Genomic DNA, 17989 nt, shown 5'->3' with positions numbered 1-17989 from the left:
ACTATCCTATAGAATTTAGGAAGAATCTTTATTAGATGATTGTTATATTGCCAGGAGGAAAGTATATGAAAAAAGAAGCCATTACTGTTCAGTCTGTTGACCGGGCTTTACAAATTATTGAGATTTTGCAGCAAATTCCCCAAGGGCTAGGGGTAACCGAATTATCGAATCGTCTTGACGTTTCTAAGAGCACAGCACATCGCCTCCTTATGTCTTTGTACAATAAGGGGTTTGTCCAACAAGATCACCAGACAGAAAAGTATATGTTGGGTTTAAAGTTTATTGAAGTCGGACAAGTCGTGACAGATAATTTAGATATTCGAAAACTTGCTTCTCCGTATTTGCATCAATTGACTGAAATAACGGGGGAAACTGCCCATTTGGCAATTATGGACAAACACGAAATCGTTTATATTGATAAGTTGGAAAGCAATGCGACGATACGCATGTTTTCAAATATTGGCAAGCGGGCTCCAATTCATTGTACAGGGATTGGCAAATCCATTTTTGCATTTCTGCCGGACGATAAAATCGAGGAAGTAATCACTGAAGCCGGTCTTCGCAAATACACAGAGAAAACTTTAATTACAAAAGAAGCGATGTTAGAAAATATTCAGCTGATTCGCAAAAGAGGCTATTCAATTGATGATGAAGAGCACGAAGCAGGCATCAAATGTGCTGCAGCTCCAATCTTCAATCACCATGGAGAAGTAATTGCCGGAATTAGTGTAGCTGGTCCGATAATGCGGGTAACTGAAGAAAAGTTGGAAATGATGGCTAAAGAAGTACTGCGAGTTTCTACTGAACTTTCAAAATTACTAGGCGCTTAAAGAAAATTCAAAATATTCGTTGACAGCGCTTTCTTTATTAAATATACTAAAAAAGAATCTACTAAACAAAACGGCGTTCCACATTAAGGAACGCCAAAAATATAACTAAATAAGAAACGGTGTTCCTTAATAAGGAACTAAGGGGGATTGAAAATGATAAATGTAATCAACCAAGTCAACAAACATAAAATTGTTGCCATTATCCGAACGGATTCAATCAGTGAGTTAGAACAAACAGTCCAAAGTTTGTATCGAGGCGGCATACGGATAGTTGAAATAACGTTGAATACACCAGGAGCATTAGAAGGAATCTCTTTACTTCAAGGAAAGTATCCAGACTTGGCCATTGGAGCCGGAACAGTTTTGGATCCTGAAAGTGCCCGTCAGGCAATATTGGCAGGAGCCTCATTTCTGCTAGCTCCAACTTTGAAAGAAAGTTCAATTTCAATGGCTAATCGATATAACACTTTTATCGTACCAGGAGTTTTAACACCGACAGAAGCATTAACAGCCTATGAATATGGTGCTCGTATGATTAAAATCTTTCCTGCTAGATCAGTTGGGTCTAAATATATCACTGATCTCAAAGGGCCTTTATCACATCTTGATATTATGGCTGTTGGTGGAATTTCTCTTGAAAATGCAGAAGAGTTTTTGGAAGCTGGCAGTTCCGCTTTAGGTATCGGCAGCTCTCTCGTTGATAATAAGTTAGTTAAACAAGGAGATTTTGATGAAATTGAGAAACGTGCTAGAGAATTTGTCGAGTTAGCCAATCGATTTGAATTGTCTAAGAAATTATAAAAAGTGGTGGATTTGATGAAAACAATATTAATAGATTCAGGGACAACGAATTCACGGCTTCGCCTCGTAGATAGAGGCAGTAGTGAAATCTTAGATCAACTAAAAATAAATATCGGCGTAAGAAACACGGCAATAGATGGCCATAATGAACAGTTAAAGAGTGGCTTAAAAGATGCTATTGAAAAAATTCTGGAAAGAAATTCGCTGGCGTCGAAAGATATTCGGTACATGGTTGCTTCGGGAATGATTACTTCTGATTTAGGCGTCCATGAGGTTCCTCACATTACCAGTCCAGCCAGCTTCGATGATTTTGCCCGAAAATCCGTAGTTATCAAACTTGAAGAATTCTTCTCTATTCCTTGTATTTTCGTACCGGGCATGAAGAATAATACTGAGGATATTTCAGACTCTCTGGCATTTATCAATGACTATGATGTGATGAGGGGAGAAGAAGTTGAAACAATCGGCTTATTAAAACAGATTGAGGTCCAAGGGAATGGGATTATGGTTTTGCCGGGTTCTCACACAAAATACGTCGCAGTCGATAACCAAAAAAATCTGCAGTCGTGCCTTTCGACTCTAGGAGGAGAAATTCTTCACGCTATCCAGAAAGAGACAATTTTATCAAAATCTCTTACAACTAGCCTTGTGGAGGAAATTGATATAGAAATGTTGGAAAAAGGATACGAAGCATCAAAAAAATATGGATTTACAAGAAGTTTCTATCATATTCGGCTATTACAGATGTTTTCAACTTTAAATGAGAATCAGCGTGCTAATTATTTTGTCGGAGCTGTCATTCACGACGATATTAAAGCCCTGATGCAGACAACTGAACACAATGAAGTGGATTGGGTTATCGTCGGGGGGTCAGATCCTTTGCGAAAAGTGTTTGTGCATTTATTAAAGTATTTAGGAAATGGTTGGCGCATTATCGAAGCAAATGATCAGCAGGTGGCTACTTCTATGGTCTTCGGAGCACAAGAAGTCGCATCAGTTTATCTGACAGGCAATGAACTGAATGTAAGCGATTACTAAAACAAAACAGGGGGTTTTATGATGAAGAAATTTTTATTGGCTGTTACATTATCCGCGTTAGCTTTGACAATCGGTGGGTGTGGTGAAGAAAGTTCGGGGGCTTCTTCCGGTGATGGCGGGAATTTCCCAGAGAAATCTATTGAAATTATTGTTCCAGCAGCTGCTGGAGGCGGGACGGATGCCACTGCTCGTGCGCTGGCAAATGAAGCGGAAGACGTGTTTGGACAATCTATCGGTGTATTAAATAAAACAGGCGGAAGCGGTTCAGTCGGCATGTCTGAAGGTGCCAATGCAAAGGCTGATGGCTATAAAGTGACGATGGTTTTCGTAGAACTGACAATGTTCAAGCATTTAGGCTTATCTCCACTTACTTATGACCAATTCAAGCCTATCGGGATGATTAATTTTGATCCAGCGGCTTTGACTGTAGCAGCGGATGCTCCATACGATACACTTGAAGAATTTATCGCTTATGCAAAAGATCATCCAGGTGAAGTAAGTGTTGGTAACTCAGGGACAGGATCGATTTGGCATATTGCGGCAGCGAGCCTTGAAAAAGCGGCGGATATTAAATTGAACCATGTTCCACATGAAGGGGCTGCTCCAGCAGTCACTGCTTTAGTAGGCGGCCATATTGATGCAGTTACTGTTAGCCCGGCAGAAGTTAAGACGCAGCTTGAAGCTGGAAATGTAAAAACGCTTGCAGTGATGGCTGACACAAGATCCGATATCATACCTGATGTTCCGACGTTTGGAGAGGCTGGACTTGAAGTTAATCCAACAGGGACTTGGAGAGGGTTGACTGTACCGAAGGATACGCCGGATGATGTGGTAGCAAAGCTTGAAGAGGGCTTCATGAAAGCGGCAGAAGATGAAGATTTTGCAGAATTCATGAAAACGAACGGCTTAGGGATTGAACTTAAAGATTCCGGAGAGTTTGAGGAATACATGAAGCAAAATGAAGAAGATTTCGGTGAAATCATTGGTGATTTAGGGATTAATTAAATCCAGTTGAAAAGTTCAGAGAACATTACCCAGACGATTGTCATGAAAGGGGCTTGGCATTTGTCAAGCCTCTTCTTTAAGGAGTGAAATGCGTGAAGAAACCCAATTACATTAGTGGACTGATCATAATCATTATTGCTGGCTTTTTCTATTCGTTAACTTTCAATTTTCCGAAATTGGAAAATCAATTAATCGGCGCAGAATTTATGCCGCGCGTATATTCCGTTATGCTGATTATTTTAGGTTCCATTCTTCTGATTCAGACATTTCGTAACAAGGAAGAATCGGATGAACAAGAGAATACAATGAAATATTCAATCGGAGCCATGTTGTTCGTTATTTTGTATGTTGTTGTCATTCCATATATCGGATTTTATATCTCGACTTTCTTGCTGGTGTTAGGATTGTTGCTGTTCTCTAAAGTTAAGAACAAAATCCTGCTTATTACGATACCGGTTGGAACCAGTCTCTTCATTTTTGTTTTCTTCCAGATTCTGCTGAAAGTATCGATACCGATGGGTACGTTATTTTCTTAATTAGGGGTGAATAGTTTGGATTTATTATTAGAAGGTTTAACAGGTGTATTTCAACTAAATGTACTGCTCATCCTTTTAATGGGCATTATTGCTGGTATCACAATTGGATCACTTCCAGGTCTTACAGCTACGATGGGGGTAGCTTTGATATTGCCAGTCACTTTTGGAATGGAGCCGGTTACCGGAATCCTCTTATTAATTGGAGTCTATTTCGGAGCGGTATACGGAGGGTCCATCACAGCCATTCTGATCAACACTCCAGGGACCCCATCTTCTGCAGCTACTGCAATAGATGGCTATGCGATGTCAAAGAAAGGATTAGCGCATAAAGCATTAACCGTATCAACAGTTTCTTCGGCTATTGGCGGTATATTAAGTGTCATTGTTTTAATTTTTATCGCACCGCAACTGGCTACGTTCGCTTTAAAATTTAGCGCTCCGGAAACATTTGCATTGGCAGTTTTCGGAATTTCCATTATTTCAAGCATTGCTGGAAAGTCCATGGTTAAAGGGCTGATTGCTGGTTTTATCGGCTTATTGATTGCCACTATTGGTATCGATCCAATCGGTGGTTTCCCTCGTTTTACTTTTGATAATGTCAATCTCTCAAGCGGCATTAATTTGATACCAGTAATGATTGGGCTTTTCGCTGCTTCGGAAGCTTTCAGGGCGATGGGGAGTATTTTCTCGACACGAAAACTTACAATTGTAGTTGAAAAAGTAAAGTTGAAATGGATTGAATTTAAAATTTTAATTGGTACAATCCTTCGTTCAGGGGCTATCGGAACATTTATCGGAATGATTCCAGGAGCGGGCGGAGACATTGCCGCTTTTGTTGCCTATAACGAAGCAAAACGTTTTTCGAAAAATAAAGACGGCTTCGGCAAAGGGGAAATGAAAGGTGTGGCAGCTCCAGAAGCAGCAAATAATGGTGTGACTGGCGGCGCAATGATTCCTTTGCTGACTTTGGGTATTCCAGGTGATGCCGTTACCGCAGTTCTATTAGGTGCTTTAATGGTACAAGGAATTCAGCCGGGTCCGATGTTGTTCGAAAATAACGGTCCGATCGTCTATACATTATTTGTCGGGATGTTGGTTGCAAATTTAATGATTCTGATTGTCGGGTTATTTGGAATCCGGCTTTTCACAAAAATATTACTGGTGCCAACGACTGTATTAACACCGATTATTTTAGTGCTTTGTGTAGTTGGAGCGTATTCTCTTGGAAATAATTATTTTGATGTTCTCGTCATGTTGATTTCAGGAATTGCAGGATACTTCTTAATGCGCTACGGCTTCCCTGCCTCTCCAATAATTTTAGGGATTATACTGGGGCCATTAATGGAGAGTAATTTCAGAAGGGCTTTAGTAATGTCTCAAGGAAGCTTTGACATCTTCATCACTAGACCTATTACAGTGGTCTTGCTCATCTTGGCGGTTATAACATTATTTTCTCCGCTGTTGACTAGAAAAGTGAAAAAACCGACGACGGAAGGAGAATCTTAAATGAAAATCATCAGCTATGAATTGTTTCAAGTTCCACCGAGGTGGCTGTTTTTAAAAATTGAAACAGATGAAGGAATTATCGGATGGGGAGAGCCGGTAATTGAAGGTCGAGCATCTACGGTCAAAGCTTGCGTCCATGAATTGATGGAGTACTTGATTGGAAAAGATCCTTTACGAATTGAAGATCATTGGAATATGTTATACCGTTCAGGTTTTTACCGGGGAGGTCCAATTCTGATGAGTGCAATTGCCGGTATTGATCAAGCGTTATGGGACATTAAAGGGAAGTATTTTGATGCCCCTGTCTACCAATTGCTCGGTGGGGCTTGTCGCGATTCGATTAAAGTGTATTCATGGATTGGCGGCGATCGTCCAGCTGATGTTGGGTTAGCTGCACAAAAAGTGGTGGATGCTGGATTTACAGCGATTAAAATGAACGGCACCGAAGAGCTCCAATACATTGATTCTTATGAGAAAATCGATCAAACACTTGCGAGAGTTGCGGCGGTCAGAGAATCAGTTGGCCCTTATGTTGGCATCGGCATCGATTTTCATGGGCGTGTACATAAACCGATGGCAAAAATCTTAGCCAAAGAACTTGAGCAATTCCGGCCGATGTTCATCGAAGAACCGGTACTAGCAGAAAATAATGAAGCGTTGAGAGAAATTGCGAAACATACCACAATTCCGATTGCGACAGGAGAACGAATGTTCTCGCGCTGGGATTTTAAGCAGATTCTTACAGAAGGCTATGTGGATATTATCCAGCCAGATCTGTCTCATGCTGGAGGCATCACTGAATGCAAAAAAATCGCTACTATGGCAGAAGCATTTGATGTGGCCCTTGCCCCGCACTGTCCGCTTGGCCCTATTGCTTTGGCTGCTTGTTTGCAAGTAGATGCGACCGCGCACAACGCTTTTATTCAAGAACAAAGTCTGGGCATCCATTACAATCAAGGGAATGATCTCCTGGACTATATTAAAGACCCTTCTGTATTTGAATATACCGAGGGTTATGTGAAAATTCCACAAGGTGCAGGTCTTGGAATCGAGATAAATGAAGATTACGTGAGACAGCAAAGTGAAATCGGCCATAACTGGAAAAATCCAGTTTGGCGTCATCAAGATGGCAGCATTGCCGAGTGGTAAATGGGAGGGGAAAAGATGAAGCCTAAAGTATATATTGCTAAACCGATTCCGCTTGAAGTAGAAGAATATATTGCCCAGTACTGCGAGTATAAAATTTGGGATAAAAAAGAAGCGATTCCCCAAGACGTTCTATATGAAGAGATTGCTGATGTCGACGGATTAATGATTTCGAAATGGAAAGTCTCAGAAGAATTCTTGGACCATGCACCAAAATTGCAGATTCTCAGCAATGTCGCAGCCGGTTATGAAAACTTCGATTATGAACTGATGAAAAAACGAAATGTGCTAGGCACCAATACTCCTCATGTTCTGGATGACAGTGTTGCCGATTTGGCATTGGGACTAATCTTGATGACAGCTAGAAAGTTAGGGCGGTTGAATCAATACGTAAAAGACGGAAGCTGGTCCCGTTTAGACGACGAAGATTTCTTAGGGCAAGATGTTCACCATGCCACTTTGGGAATTATTGGGATGGGCAATATTGGTGAAAAGATCGCTAAACGGGCAGCCTTAGGATTTGATATGCACGTACTTTATAACAATCGTTCGAAGCGTCCAGATGCTGAAGAAAAATATGGAGCAGTTTACGCAGAATTGGATGATCTCCTACGAAAAGCTGATTTTGTTTTAGTTATGCTCCCACTTAGTTCTGCGACGGAAGGGCTGATTGGCAAAAGAGAATTCGATTTAATGAAACCGTCATCTTTCTTTTTCAATTGCTCCCGCGGAAAAATTGTGAAAGAAGCAGAATTGATCGAAGCGTTGCAGACCGGTTCAATCAAAGGAGCTGGCCTTGATGTATATGAAACAGAGCCTGTGGATAAAGACAATCCTTTGCTAAAAATGGACAATGTGGTGACTATGCCGCACATGGGTTCCGCTACAGAAGCGACACGATTCAAAATGGCTATGACGGCAGCGCATAATTTAGTAGCAGGAGTTACAGGGCAAAATCCGCCAAATCTAGTCAAAGAATTAAAAGATATGGCAAAACAAAAATAAACTAATAACAAATGGAGGCTACAAAATGTATAAAAGTTTACAAGATACAGTAACACTTAATAATGGGGTTAAGATGCCGATTATGGGGCTTGGAGTTTTTAAAGTGGAAGACGGAAATGTTGTAACAGAGGCAGTTAAAGCGGCTATTCAAAATGGCTATCGAAGCATCGACACAGCCTCGTTTTATGATAACGAAGCAGGAGTGGGAAAAGGGATTATAGAATCTGGCGTTCCTCGAGAAGATTTATTCATTACCACAAAAGTTTGGAATAGCGACCATGGTTATGAAAACACCTTAAAAGCTTTTGATATCAGCTTAGAGAAACTAGGATTGGAATATTTGGACCTTTACCTGATTCATTGGCCAGTTAGAGGCAAATATGTTGAGACATGGAAAGCTCTAGAAAAGCTGTATCATGAGGGGAAAGTCAAAGCGATTGGCGTCAGCAACTTTAATATTCATCATTTAGAAGATATTCTGAGAGAAGGCGAAGTTAAGCCAGTGATCAACCAAGTTGAATACCATCCACATCTGACGCAAGTGGAGCTACGAGAATTCTGTGAACGTGAAGGCATTCAGTTAGAAGCGTGGTCTCCATTGAAAAAAGGCGAATTGCTAGGGGACCCGGTTATTCAACGGCTTGCTGAAAAGCATCAAAAAACTCCCGCGCAAATTATTTTACGCTGGGACATCCAAAATAATGTCCTAACCATTCCCAAATCAATTAAAGAACATCGAATCATTGAAAATGCAGATATCTTCGATTTTTCATTGGAAGAAGAAGATATGCAAGAAATCAACGGCTTAAATATCAACAGCCGTAGCGGTGCAGATCCTGAAACGTTTAATTTCTAAGCTGTACCCAAATGCTGTATCCTTCTTAAAGACGGATACAGCATTTTCTTTTGTTAATTTTCAAACAAATAATGTGAGGCGGACTTATCTCAGCAGGATTTCACCTTATGCTTCAAGAATAGCTTAAGTGGAAATGTATATGATTAGACGAGCCGCGCGTACATATGCCAAACTAGAAATAGAACAGAAAGGGAGTAGTGAAATGAAGTATAATTTCGATGAATTTGTAAATAGAAGAGGGACCTATTCGATGAAATGGGACGGCGGCGATATGATCAAGGAGTTTGGATTGACTGAGCGCTATGATGCGGACACCATTCCTTTATTTACAGCGGATATGGATTTGCCGGTGCCGCAGCCGCTTGTCGATGCACTTCACAAAACAGTAGACCACCGTATTTTCGGCTACTCCGTTTTTCCAGAAGAATATTACGAAGCGATCCAGCGCTGGTTCGAAACGCGCCATGATTGGAAGATTGAGAAGAAGGAAATCGTCTATAGCCCCGGAACTGTGCATGCACTCAATGTAGCGGTTAAAGCGTTGACAAGTGAGGGCGACGGCATCATCATCCAGCGGCCGGTTTATCCGCCGTTTACTTCAGCGATTGAAGGCAACGGACGAAAAGTTGTCAACAATGCGATGGTCAAAAGGGAAGACGGGCAATACGCAATCGACTTTGAGGATTTTGAAGAAAAGGCGAAAGATGAGAGAACGACCATGTTCGTTCTTTGCCATCCGCATAATCCGACTGGCCGCGTCTTCACGAAAGAAGAACTCGCGCGCATGGCGGAAATTTGCCACCGCCACGACGTCGTGATTGTCGCAGATGAAATCCACGGTGACTTGATCCGTAAAGACCAAGTATTCATCCCGATGGCGAAAGCCACTGAGTTTACCGATAAGCTCATCACTTTCACAGCCATCAACAAAACTTTTAATGTGGCCGGACTGCATTGTACGAATGTCATTATCACAAACGAAGATTTGCGCGCAACTTTTGCAACTGAAATGGGGATGCAGCTGCCATCGCCATTCGCGGTGTCTGCGTTGATCTCGGTATACAATGACGGCGAAGATTGGCTCGACCAGCTGAAAGATTATATCGACGGCACGATGCAAATGGTCAAAGACTATATGGCTCTGCATATGCCGGAAGTGAAAGTGGTCATTCCGGAAGGCACGTATGTAATGTGGCTCGATTTCAGCGGCTACAACATCAGTGCGAAAGAAATCCATGACCGGATTTTCAATAAAGCCAATGTCTTGCTCGAAGACGGCAATATGTTCGGAGAAGAAGGGGAGATGTACCAACGGATTTGCATCCCATCTCCGCGTCCATTGATTCAAGAAGCCCTCGAGCGGATCTCTCGTGAGTTTGAAGATCTTTCAAAAAAACAGACTGTTGAAAAACAGGCGGCAAAATAAGAACGATTTTGAGAAAACCATCCCCGATTATAAAATGGGGATGGTTTTTTATTGATATAGCAAAAAGTTTAAAGGTGAAAATAATTTTCTAACCCGTAAATCTTGAATTGCGAGTATTACTATCTACCTCTATGGAAATTCTCTCCTTTGAGAAATTGCTCATTTAGTAGAAGATAATAGATCATACTAACTATTGAAAGTTATAAAATAAAAAAGGTTCTATTATTAAATATTAATAAAATGATTTTTATATTAAATATTCCTAAAAAAATAAAACTAGTAAGAATTTTTTAGGAATAATAATTATGAATATATAAGTCTATTCTAAAAAATAATTAAAAGGTATATAATACCTAGTAAAGATAAAAATTAAAAGTCTAAAGAGATATTTTATTGTATATTAATTCAAGTTAATTTTGTAAAAAGTTATAGGGAACATTCAGCAACAAAAGCACGTGTTAATAGATTGCTGCGGGTTTTCCAGAGAATATTAAAATACTTTATTACGTAGGAGAGGAATTCATGTTTATATTCAAAAGAGAACCAGTAGCAGAAGAATTTGATACAAGTAAATTTAAAAAAATCGTAGGGGAAACCGTAGAGGAAATGTTGAAAACGCGGGAGGAGACGGTGTATTTCCTAGATGAATATGACCTTGTCCTTATCTTCTCGTGGGAGTTCGACTATCTTGAAGGCTCCCTCTATAAATGGTCGGAGTTCCAGACTTCTTTGGAAGGTGGATATTCTATCTATAACGAATCTTTATATACAGAAAAAAGGTATATTTACCGAAAAGACGATAATCTCGTCACTTACATAGATGATGAAAAAATAAAAGATTTCTCGATGGAAAACTTGAAAGTGTTTTATTGTATGTGCGAATTGATTCGCTTATATGATATTCAAGTGGATAAAAGAGGCCGTTATCGATGCATCTGGGCATAATATGAATACGTAAACAAAAACAATGAAAAGACGATTCAAAAAGGCTCGTATTGCCTTTTTAAATCGCCTTTTATTTTTTATTTGGCTTGAATGAGCTGCTCGGATTCCTTCAATTCATGATGGATTTTTTCCATCCAGATTTTGTTTCCAACGTAATAGGAGAATTCTGTATTTTTTCCAAACTGCTTTTTGAAAAGAAACAGGGAATCTTCAGGATCGCTCGTTCTTCCGCCGCCGTCGTGGATCAAAGAGATATGGTTTTCCTTCCCCCATAAGGTTAAAGCATATTGCAGAATTGAAGCAGGGGAAAGGTGATGATACTCTCCTAGAGTGCCCGATAGGTGCGTACTGATGAGCTTGCCATATACAAAATTAATCCCCATTCCGATTACTTTTCCTTCATAAAACACCTCGGTCAACAGAATGTTTTCACGCAGCAATGCCAAGCAATTATCAAAATAAGCTTCATCAAAAAAATAGATTTCTTCAGCTTGGTTTCGCTTCATCGTTTCATAATAAAGTTTCATGAAATCCCCTAAGCTGTCCGGTCGAACCGTTACTTTAAAGCTGACGCCGCTATTTAATGCTTTCTTGATATTCCTTCGGCACGATTTCGAAAATTCAGCTTGGACCGGGTCTTCCGATAATGCCAGATTGGTGCCGGTTGTCTTTCGCTTGAAAGAAACGTCGTAGCAGTCTGCAAAATCTTCTGCATTCGAGAAAACAGGGTGGAAGCGTACAAACTCGCGGACAATCCGCTGCTCGTTGCAGTATTTTTGAAAAGCGGCTTGGAATTCTTTTACTAGAAAGGGCTTGTCGCGCTCAAGGCAATCGGATATCAATGGTCCGCCATAGCCGTAAGGCGTTTTAATTTCATAATAAGTTTGCCCACCCAGTCTTGTATCCAATTCGCATCGAATGTACAAATGTCTGATCGAACCTAAAGAATGCCGAAATTCAAACACCTCACTAGTTCCTTTTTCAATGGCTTCATATAAACGGGCGTAAGGCTTTTCAAAATAAATATCGTTAAAAGTCATGAATTCGCTCCTTTTATGAGATTGAAAAAACATATTGTTTTTAAGTATATACTAAATTCCTTTAAAATTAAACTGAAAATTCAGTTTAAAATTTGGTGAGCATAAATTAAATGAAGAAAGAAGAATAAATCTGCATAAAGTAGTTCTAATTTTCAAACAATATGATATTATAGCACTAGGAAATAATTTCTTCAGTTTCTTTAGCCTCAGTCTCATCTTATAAAAGAGCTTGTCATCGGAGCAAAACCGACAAAGGGGGATTATTGATGAACAGAGATGTATTCTTGCCCATGATTGAAAAGAAATACGCGAAAGGCTTGCACACAAGCGAGGTGCAGAACCCGGAAGATACATATTCACGTTCAGCGCAGCGGGAACGCAGAAAATTCGAGTCGATGAAATTGTTTTTGTCGCTTGCTACTGTCTTTGGGGTCGCCCCTTTCAGTTTTGTGATTTTCGGCATTCTTCATGCTCATCTGGGACTAAACGTATTTCTTGCAGCTGTTTTCATGATGGCGGTCCCGATTGTTTTCAGCCATTTCCTCTCAGGTGTGATCCAGAAAGAATACGATAAGAAAATGAAGGAATTAAAAAAAGAGATGCTTCATTAATTCAAGGCAATAGTTAACTTCAACCATAGAAAAAAGGCGCAGGATGGGGGAATAACCCATCTTGCGTCTTTTTTATCCTACTTCCTTAGTTAGCCGAGCCCGATAAGCCGGAAAGCAAGGGCTGTTTGGAACCGCTCCAACTGCTTCCATCAAACGTTCATAAACAGATGGGTTCCATATCTTATATCCGAAATAATAATTGAACTCCGTATGTTTGCCAAACCGCTTTTTAAATTGGAATAGTTTGTCATCAGGGCTTGAGGTTCTGCCGCCGCCGGAATGGATCAATTTCATGTTCTGTTCTTTCGCCCAAATAGTGAGTGTTTGCATCATTATGTAAACGGGCGATAAGTGGATCGTTTCCTGAAGTGTACCGGATAAATGGATATGGACATAATCACCATGGACAAAATTTAAAATCATGCCGATCACTTCACCTTCATAGATGGCTTCAATCAGCAAAATGGAAGGCCCGAGAAGTGCCAGGCATTTATCAAAATAATCATCTGTAAAAAAGTAGATGTCTTCCGCCTGGTTTTTTTGCAGAGTTTTATAGTAGAACTCTTTAAACAGTTTTAAACTTTTCGGGTGACGAGTCACACGAGTCTCGATTCCAGCCTTTGCTGCCCGTTTAATATTCTCTTTCGCCGATTTTGAAAACTCGCTTTGGACCGGATTTTCAAAATCGGAAATATTGGTGCCGATAGTTTTTCTTCTCCAAACTAATTTATACACCTCTTCAAAATCTTTTTCATTAGAAAAAACAGGATGGAACCGGATAAATTCACTGACGATGTTCTGTTCTTTGCAGTATTGCTGAAAAGCATTTAGAAATTCTTTTGCTAGAAGCGGTCGATTTGATTCTTCCTTGCAGAACATCAGCGGTCCACCGTACCCATAAGGTGTCGTTAAATCGTAATATAAAATGCTATCAAGTTCGATATCAATTTTTCGTTTGATGAATAAGTGTTTAACGCTGCCCAGCGGATGGGTGAATTCAAAAGTTTCACAGACCCCGCCTTCAATTTCTTCATAAAGTTTTCCGTAAGCTTCTTCAAAATAGATGTCTGGCAATCCAATCACCCTCGTTTCTCAAAATAGTGGATCTTTGAACAGAGAAACCTAATAGCTTTTTTGATTACTTCACGCATAAGCAGAAAGTAGAATCAGGCAAATAAATATTTGTGTGCTCCTCCAATTATATTTAAAAGCATTTCAACAAAAATTTCAATAATGTATTCAGAATTATCTGTATTTAATATAGGTCTTTATGATATACTCTTTTCAAATATTTTAGAAATTAATTGATAGGAATTAGCTTATTTATCCTGTTTTTGGAAAGGAATGATGGAGTGAACGTGCAAGTGCCGGATATTTATTTTTTACCAGAGTGGGGGAAATTTTTTGAGACAAAAGAGATAGGCGGTGAATGGCGTATGTTTGAAATAAAGAATGACATCGGACATGTCTATTACCAGTTTATCGTCAGGCCAACGCCGGTACAGATAAGCGGTGCACTCTATTTCGATATCATCACGCCTTACGGATTTAGTGGACCGATTATTTTGAAATGCAAAGATGGGCAGCGGCAGCGTTTAGCTGCAGTCTTCCAAGAGCAATTCCAGCAGTATTGTGAAGATCATAAGATTGTCAGCGAGTATACCCGATTCAACCCATGGTTAAAAAATCGACTGGATTTTGAAGATTATTATGAGTTTCGCGATAACGGATATACGGTCTATATCGATTTGACTGGGGAAGATTATTTTATGGAGCAATTTTCTTCCCAGAGCAGAAGACAAGTGCGAAAAGCGGCTAAAAATAATGTCGTCATCGAACTGGATTTCATTGGCGAAAGCGCAAGTGAATTTCAGCGTCTCTATGAGCTGACAGCCAAAAAAAATAACATTGGCGACTATTATCTTTTCAGTCTGGATTCCCTGCACGCGTCGTTTGAAGTGTTCAGTGGAAAGCAATTTTTCATTAATGCGATTCATGAAGGGAACTACATCTCCTCATCCCTCATTCTTCATCACGGAGATTATATGCATTACCACTTAGCTGCAAATGATCCTGCGGCCTATCCACTGGCAGGGAATAGCCTCGTAATTTCCGAAGCTTGCCGGTGGGGAGTCGAAAATGGAAAAAAGGAACTTCATCTTGGAGGGGCAGGTTCTGATGAGAACCTTTACCGCTTTAAACGGAACTTTACCAAAGCGCCGCCTTTAGAGCTCTTGATGGGGAAGAAAATCCGCATGCAAGAAGCTTATGATCAATTATCGGAAGCGAAGAAGGCCCAGCAGGGAATTGAATATCCAGGCTATTTCCCACTGTACCGGGGTTAACGGTTGGAATAGATGCCTATATAAAGAGAGAGAAGAAAAGAGGTTTTTTAGTATGGAGGATATCTATTTCAAAAAAGATTATGCACGGCTCTATGAAAAAGTCGAAGGCGGCATTGCTGAAGAGTTTTACTACGAAGGGCCGAACGGGGCCGTTAAGAATCTATTTATCAAAAGGGAAATTCCGATTGAAATCGAAGATGGACCGTACTACGATTTAACGACTCCGTATGGCTACGGAGGCCCAATGATTGTTGACTGTAAAGAAGGCAAAAGAAGAGAGCTTGTGAAAGAATATGAAGCGGCTTTTCAGCGTTACTGTGAAGAAAATAAAGTGGTATGCGAATTTGTTCGATTTCATCCACTTTTCAATAATGCAGCTGATTTTAAAGACTGCTACGATACCCATTTCAAAAGAAAGACCATCCAGACACAGTTAAAAGAGTTTGATGATCCTATCCAGCATGAGTATTCCTCATCATGCAGGAGGGACATTCGACAGTCGCTTAGAGCCGGTGTTGAATTCCAAGTGGTTCAAAATCCGGACGATCTTCATGATTTTAAAAAAATCTATTATTTGACGATGAACCGAAATGATGCAGATTCCATTTACTATTTTGATGATGAATACTTTGAAAACTGCATGAAGCTGTTAGGAGAATATCTTGTCACAGTAGAAGTGTTGTACGAAGGGAAAACAATTGGCATGAGCATCAGCTTTGCTTGCGGCAATACTATCCATGCACACCTCACTGGAACGTTAAAAGAATATCACCGGCTCGCACCAGCATATGTCCTGCAATATGCCCTTGCACAATGGGGGAAGGAACATGGCTATGAGCGGATTCATCACGGCGGTGGGAGAACAGGAGAGCCCGACGATAAACTTTATCAGTTTAAAAAGAAATTCAGCAAAAGCGAAGAGTTGGATTATTTCATAGGCCATCGCATCTGGCATCCCGAAAAATACGGTCATTTATGTGAAACGGTTGGTGCAGAAAAGAACGGGAGCATCCCGCAAGCCTACCGGATAACTGCTAAACCTGAAAAAACGATGAGTTGAAAAGAAAGGTAGTCAGAGAAATGGTATAATAAAGCCAAACATTTAGAAAAAGAGGCTAATCGTTTGATGAAAAATATATCTATAGCAGCTTGGGCAGCGGTCCTGATCTGGATGGCAGTCATTTTTTTCTTGTCCCATCAACCTGGAAGCGAATCAGGTGAATTAAGTTCCGTGATTACGGAAAAAATCATCGCAGCAGCTGAGCAGATTTCGCCGGCACTCGGAGATTCAGTAGAGACGCTGCATACTATAATCCGCAAAAGCGCGCATTTTATTGCTTACCTATTGTTAGGCATTTTGGCGCTTAATGCATTGCAAAGAAGCGGGGCAATCGGTTTCCGCAGTTATGCGTATGCTTTCGGGATTGCCGCAGGGTATGCAATGTCCGATGAGTTTCATCAGCTCTTTATCCCTGGCAGAAGTGGCGAAATAAGGGACGTTGGGATAGACAGCGCTGGAGCTGCCACGGGCCTTCTGTTATTTTGGCTTATTAGAAAATTGTTCTTCTCTAAGCCGGTTTCCCGATCATTAAATTGAAGTTTGCAAAAAATCGTTCCTGCATCAAAGGGGACGATTTTTTTATGTTAAAAATTTTTTCTATTATTTACAGTGGAAACCATCCAATAACCTACCCTTATTAAAATTTTTAGATAATTTAGACTATTTAACTTTAATTTAACCTAAGTCATTTAGTATAGAGATTCATTAGAAATCCTTGGTGCAGGAGGAGGACCACTATGATATTTGTAACGGGCGGAGCTGGATTTATTGGCAGCCATGCAGCAGTTGAATTGCTGGAAGCGGGTCATGAAATTGTTGTTGCCGATACGTTGATCAACAGTCAGAGCGAAGCGATCCGGCGCATTAAACGTATTACAGGCAAAGACTTTCCTTTCTATCAAGTCAATCTATTGGATTATAAGAAATTGAACGAGATTTTTTCTTTGCATCCCATTTCAGCCGTCATGCATTTTGCTGGGTTGAAGTCGGCCGCAGAATCGGAAACAGACCCGCTAGCGTATTATCGGAACAATTTAGCAGGTACCTTATACTTATGTGAAATCATGAAGAAGCACGGGGTCAAAAAAATAATATTCAGCTCGTCGGCTATGGTCTACGATGTCTCGGAAGAAATGCCGCTCATGGAAGAGTCGCCTCTCGGTGCATCCAATCCATATGGCCGCAGTAAATCAATGACGGAAGAAGTTCTTCAAGATTTAATCGTCTCGGATCCCGAGTGGCGCATCGCTGTGCTTCGTTATTTTAATCCGATCGGAGCGCATGAAAGCGGGTTGCTCGGCGAAGAACCGAATGGCAGTCCTAACAATCTGATGCCGTTCATTACACAAGTGGCAGTTGGAAGGCGGAAAGTCGTGCAAGTTTTCGGTGATGATTACGAAACACATGATGGAACCGGCGTCCGTGATTATATCCACATTGTCGACCTTGTAAAAGGACACGTAAAAGCTTTAGACTATTTGGAAACGCATAAAGGACTCGAAGTATTTAACTTAGGGACTGGAAAAGGCTATTCCGTATTAGATCTGATCCGTACTTTCTCTTTGGCTACAGGCATCGATATTCCTTATCAAATTGCCCCTCGGCGCAGCGGAGATGCAGCTTCTTATTACGCAGATCCATCAAAAGCCGGAGCGTATTTAGATTGGAAAGCGGAAAGAGATTTAATGCAAATGTGCCGCGACTCTTGGAACTGGCAGGCGAAAAATCCTTTTGGCTACAAAGAATCCACACATCCGGCTGCCGCTTTTTTAGGGCGGGAGCTGGATAAAGCTTTTTAAATTGAATGCTAGAGTGGGGCAGTGATTTCACGCTGCCCCT

The 17989-nt window shown here is 40.6% G+C and carries 18 protein-coding genes; 16 read left to right on the top strand and 2 right to left on the bottom strand.

The features are described from left to right. The first annotated feature begins 65 nt into the window (after positions 1–65). The 11 genes from NFU07_RS04750 to NFU07_RS04700 all read left to right on the top strand — a co-directional run bounded on the left by NFU07_RS04750 (position 66) and on the right by NFU07_RS04700 (position 11094). Entirely contained in the window at positions 66–830 is a 765-nt protein-coding gene (locus tag NFU07_RS04750) for an IclR family transcriptional regulator (protein ID WP_251475374.1), read from the top strand. 153 nt (positions 831–983) lie between these two features. After that, a complete protein-coding gene (locus tag NFU07_RS04745) occupies positions 984–1631 on the top strand; it encodes a bifunctional 4-hydroxy-2-oxoglutarate aldolase/2-dehydro-3-deoxy-phosphogluconate aldolase (protein ID WP_251475372.1) in 648 nt (215 codons plus the stop codon). 15 nt (positions 1632–1646) lie between these two features. Then, the gene (locus tag NFU07_RS04740; RefSeq protein WP_251475370.1) at positions 1647–2669 is read left to right on the top strand and encodes a 2-dehydro-3-deoxygalactonokinase; all 1023 of its coding nucleotides are present in this window, start codon (positions 1647–1649) and stop codon (positions 2667–2669) included. Between the two features lie 21 nt (positions 2670–2690). After that, positions 2691–3674, top strand: coding sequence for a tripartite tricarboxylate transporter substrate binding protein (locus NFU07_RS04735; RefSeq protein WP_251475368.1), 984 nt, complete (start codon positions 2691–2693; stop codon positions 3672–3674). A 92-nt stretch (positions 3675–3766) separates the two neighbouring features. Then, positions 3767–4210 (top strand): tripartite tricarboxylate transporter TctB family protein, encoded by a 444-nt coding sequence (locus tag NFU07_RS04730; protein ID WP_052650813.1) that lies wholly within the window; start codon positions 3767–3769, stop codon positions 4208–4210. A gap of 15 nt (positions 4211–4225) precedes the next feature. After that, positions 4226–5716 (top strand): tripartite tricarboxylate transporter permease, encoded by a 1491-nt coding sequence (locus tag NFU07_RS04725; RefSeq protein WP_235196926.1) that lies wholly within the window; start codon positions 4226–4228, stop codon positions 5714–5716. Beyond that, positions 5717–6865, top strand: a complete 1149-nt coding sequence (dgoD, locus tag NFU07_RS04720; protein WP_052650815.1) for a galactonate dehydratase — start codon at positions 5717–5719, stop codon at positions 6863–6865. A gap of 15 nt (positions 6866–6880) precedes the next feature. Further along, positions 6881–7867, top strand: a complete 987-nt coding sequence (locus tag NFU07_RS04715) for a 2-hydroxyacid dehydrogenase (protein WP_251475367.1) — start codon at positions 6881–6883, stop codon at positions 7865–7867. Between the two features lie 25 nt (positions 7868–7892). Beyond that, positions 7893–8723 carry an aldo/keto reductase gene (locus NFU07_RS04710; RefSeq protein WP_251475365.1) on the top strand — a complete coding sequence of 277 codons (831 nt, stop codon included), beginning with the start codon at positions 7893–7895 and terminating at the stop codon, positions 8721–8723. Positions 8724–8925: 202 nt separating this feature from the next. Continuing rightward, the gene (locus NFU07_RS04705) at positions 8926–10149 is read left to right on the top strand and encodes a MalY/PatB family protein (RefSeq protein WP_251475363.1); all 1224 of its coding nucleotides are present in this window, start codon (positions 8926–8928) and stop codon (positions 10147–10149) included. Between the two features lie 522 nt (positions 10150–10671). Then, positions 10672–11094 carry a hypothetical protein gene (locus tag NFU07_RS04700; RefSeq protein WP_251475361.1) on the top strand — a complete coding sequence of 141 codons (423 nt, stop codon included), beginning with the start codon at positions 10672–10674 and terminating at the stop codon, positions 11092–11094. A 77-nt stretch (positions 11095–11171) separates the two neighbouring features. On the opposite strand, the gene NFU07_RS04695 is transcribed toward NFU07_RS04700, so the two are convergent. Next, positions 11172–12134: a GNAT family N-acetyltransferase gene (locus NFU07_RS04695; RefSeq protein WP_251475359.1), complete on the bottom strand. Its 963-nt coding sequence runs from the start codon at positions 12132–12134 to the stop codon at positions 11172–11174. 266 nt (positions 12135–12400) lie between these two features. Between NFU07_RS04695 and NFU07_RS04690 the strand changes: the two genes are divergently transcribed. Next, entirely contained in the window at positions 12401–12745 is a 345-nt protein-coding gene (locus NFU07_RS04690) for a hypothetical protein (protein WP_251475357.1), read from the top strand. Positions 12746–12817: 72 nt separating this feature from the next. On the opposite strand, the gene NFU07_RS04685 is transcribed toward NFU07_RS04690, so the two are convergent. Next, the gene (locus tag NFU07_RS04685; RefSeq protein ID WP_251475355.1) at positions 12818–13819 is read right to left on the bottom strand and encodes a GNAT family N-acetyltransferase; all 1002 of its coding nucleotides are present in this window, start codon (positions 13817–13819) and stop codon (positions 12818–12820) included. 362 nt (positions 13820–14181) lie between these two features. Here NFU07_RS04685 and NFU07_RS04680 point away from each other — a divergent pair, with 362 nt between their 5' ends. From NFU07_RS04680 to galE, 4 genes are all read left to right on the top strand, one after another. Beyond that, entirely contained in the window at positions 14182–15090 is a 909-nt protein-coding gene (locus NFU07_RS04680; RefSeq protein WP_251475352.1) for a GNAT family N-acetyltransferase, read from the top strand. Between the two features lie 52 nt (positions 15091–15142). Then, positions 15143–16150, top strand: a complete 1008-nt coding sequence (locus tag NFU07_RS04675) for a GNAT family N-acetyltransferase (protein ID WP_251475350.1) — start codon at positions 15143–15145, stop codon at positions 16148–16150. A gap of 66 nt (positions 16151–16216) precedes the next feature. Beyond that, positions 16217–16687: a VanZ family protein gene (locus NFU07_RS04670; protein ID WP_251477107.1), complete on the top strand. Its 471-nt coding sequence runs from the start codon at positions 16217–16219 to the stop codon at positions 16685–16687. 200 nt (positions 16688–16887) lie between these two features. After that, on the top strand, positions 16888–17949 hold the full coding sequence (gene galE / locus NFU07_RS04665) for a UDP-glucose 4-epimerase GalE (protein WP_251475348.1): 1062 nt from the start codon (positions 16888–16890) through the stop codon (positions 17947–17949). Positions 17950–17989: the final 40 nt, after the last annotated feature.

It is taken from the genome of Planococcus sp. NCCP-2050 (assembly GCF_023708025.1).
GTDB lineage: Bacteria > Bacillota > Bacilli > Bacillales_A > Planococcaceae > Planococcus.
Note: the sequence above shows the minus strand (reverse complement) of the source record. Positions and strands in the feature narration are given on the sequence as shown.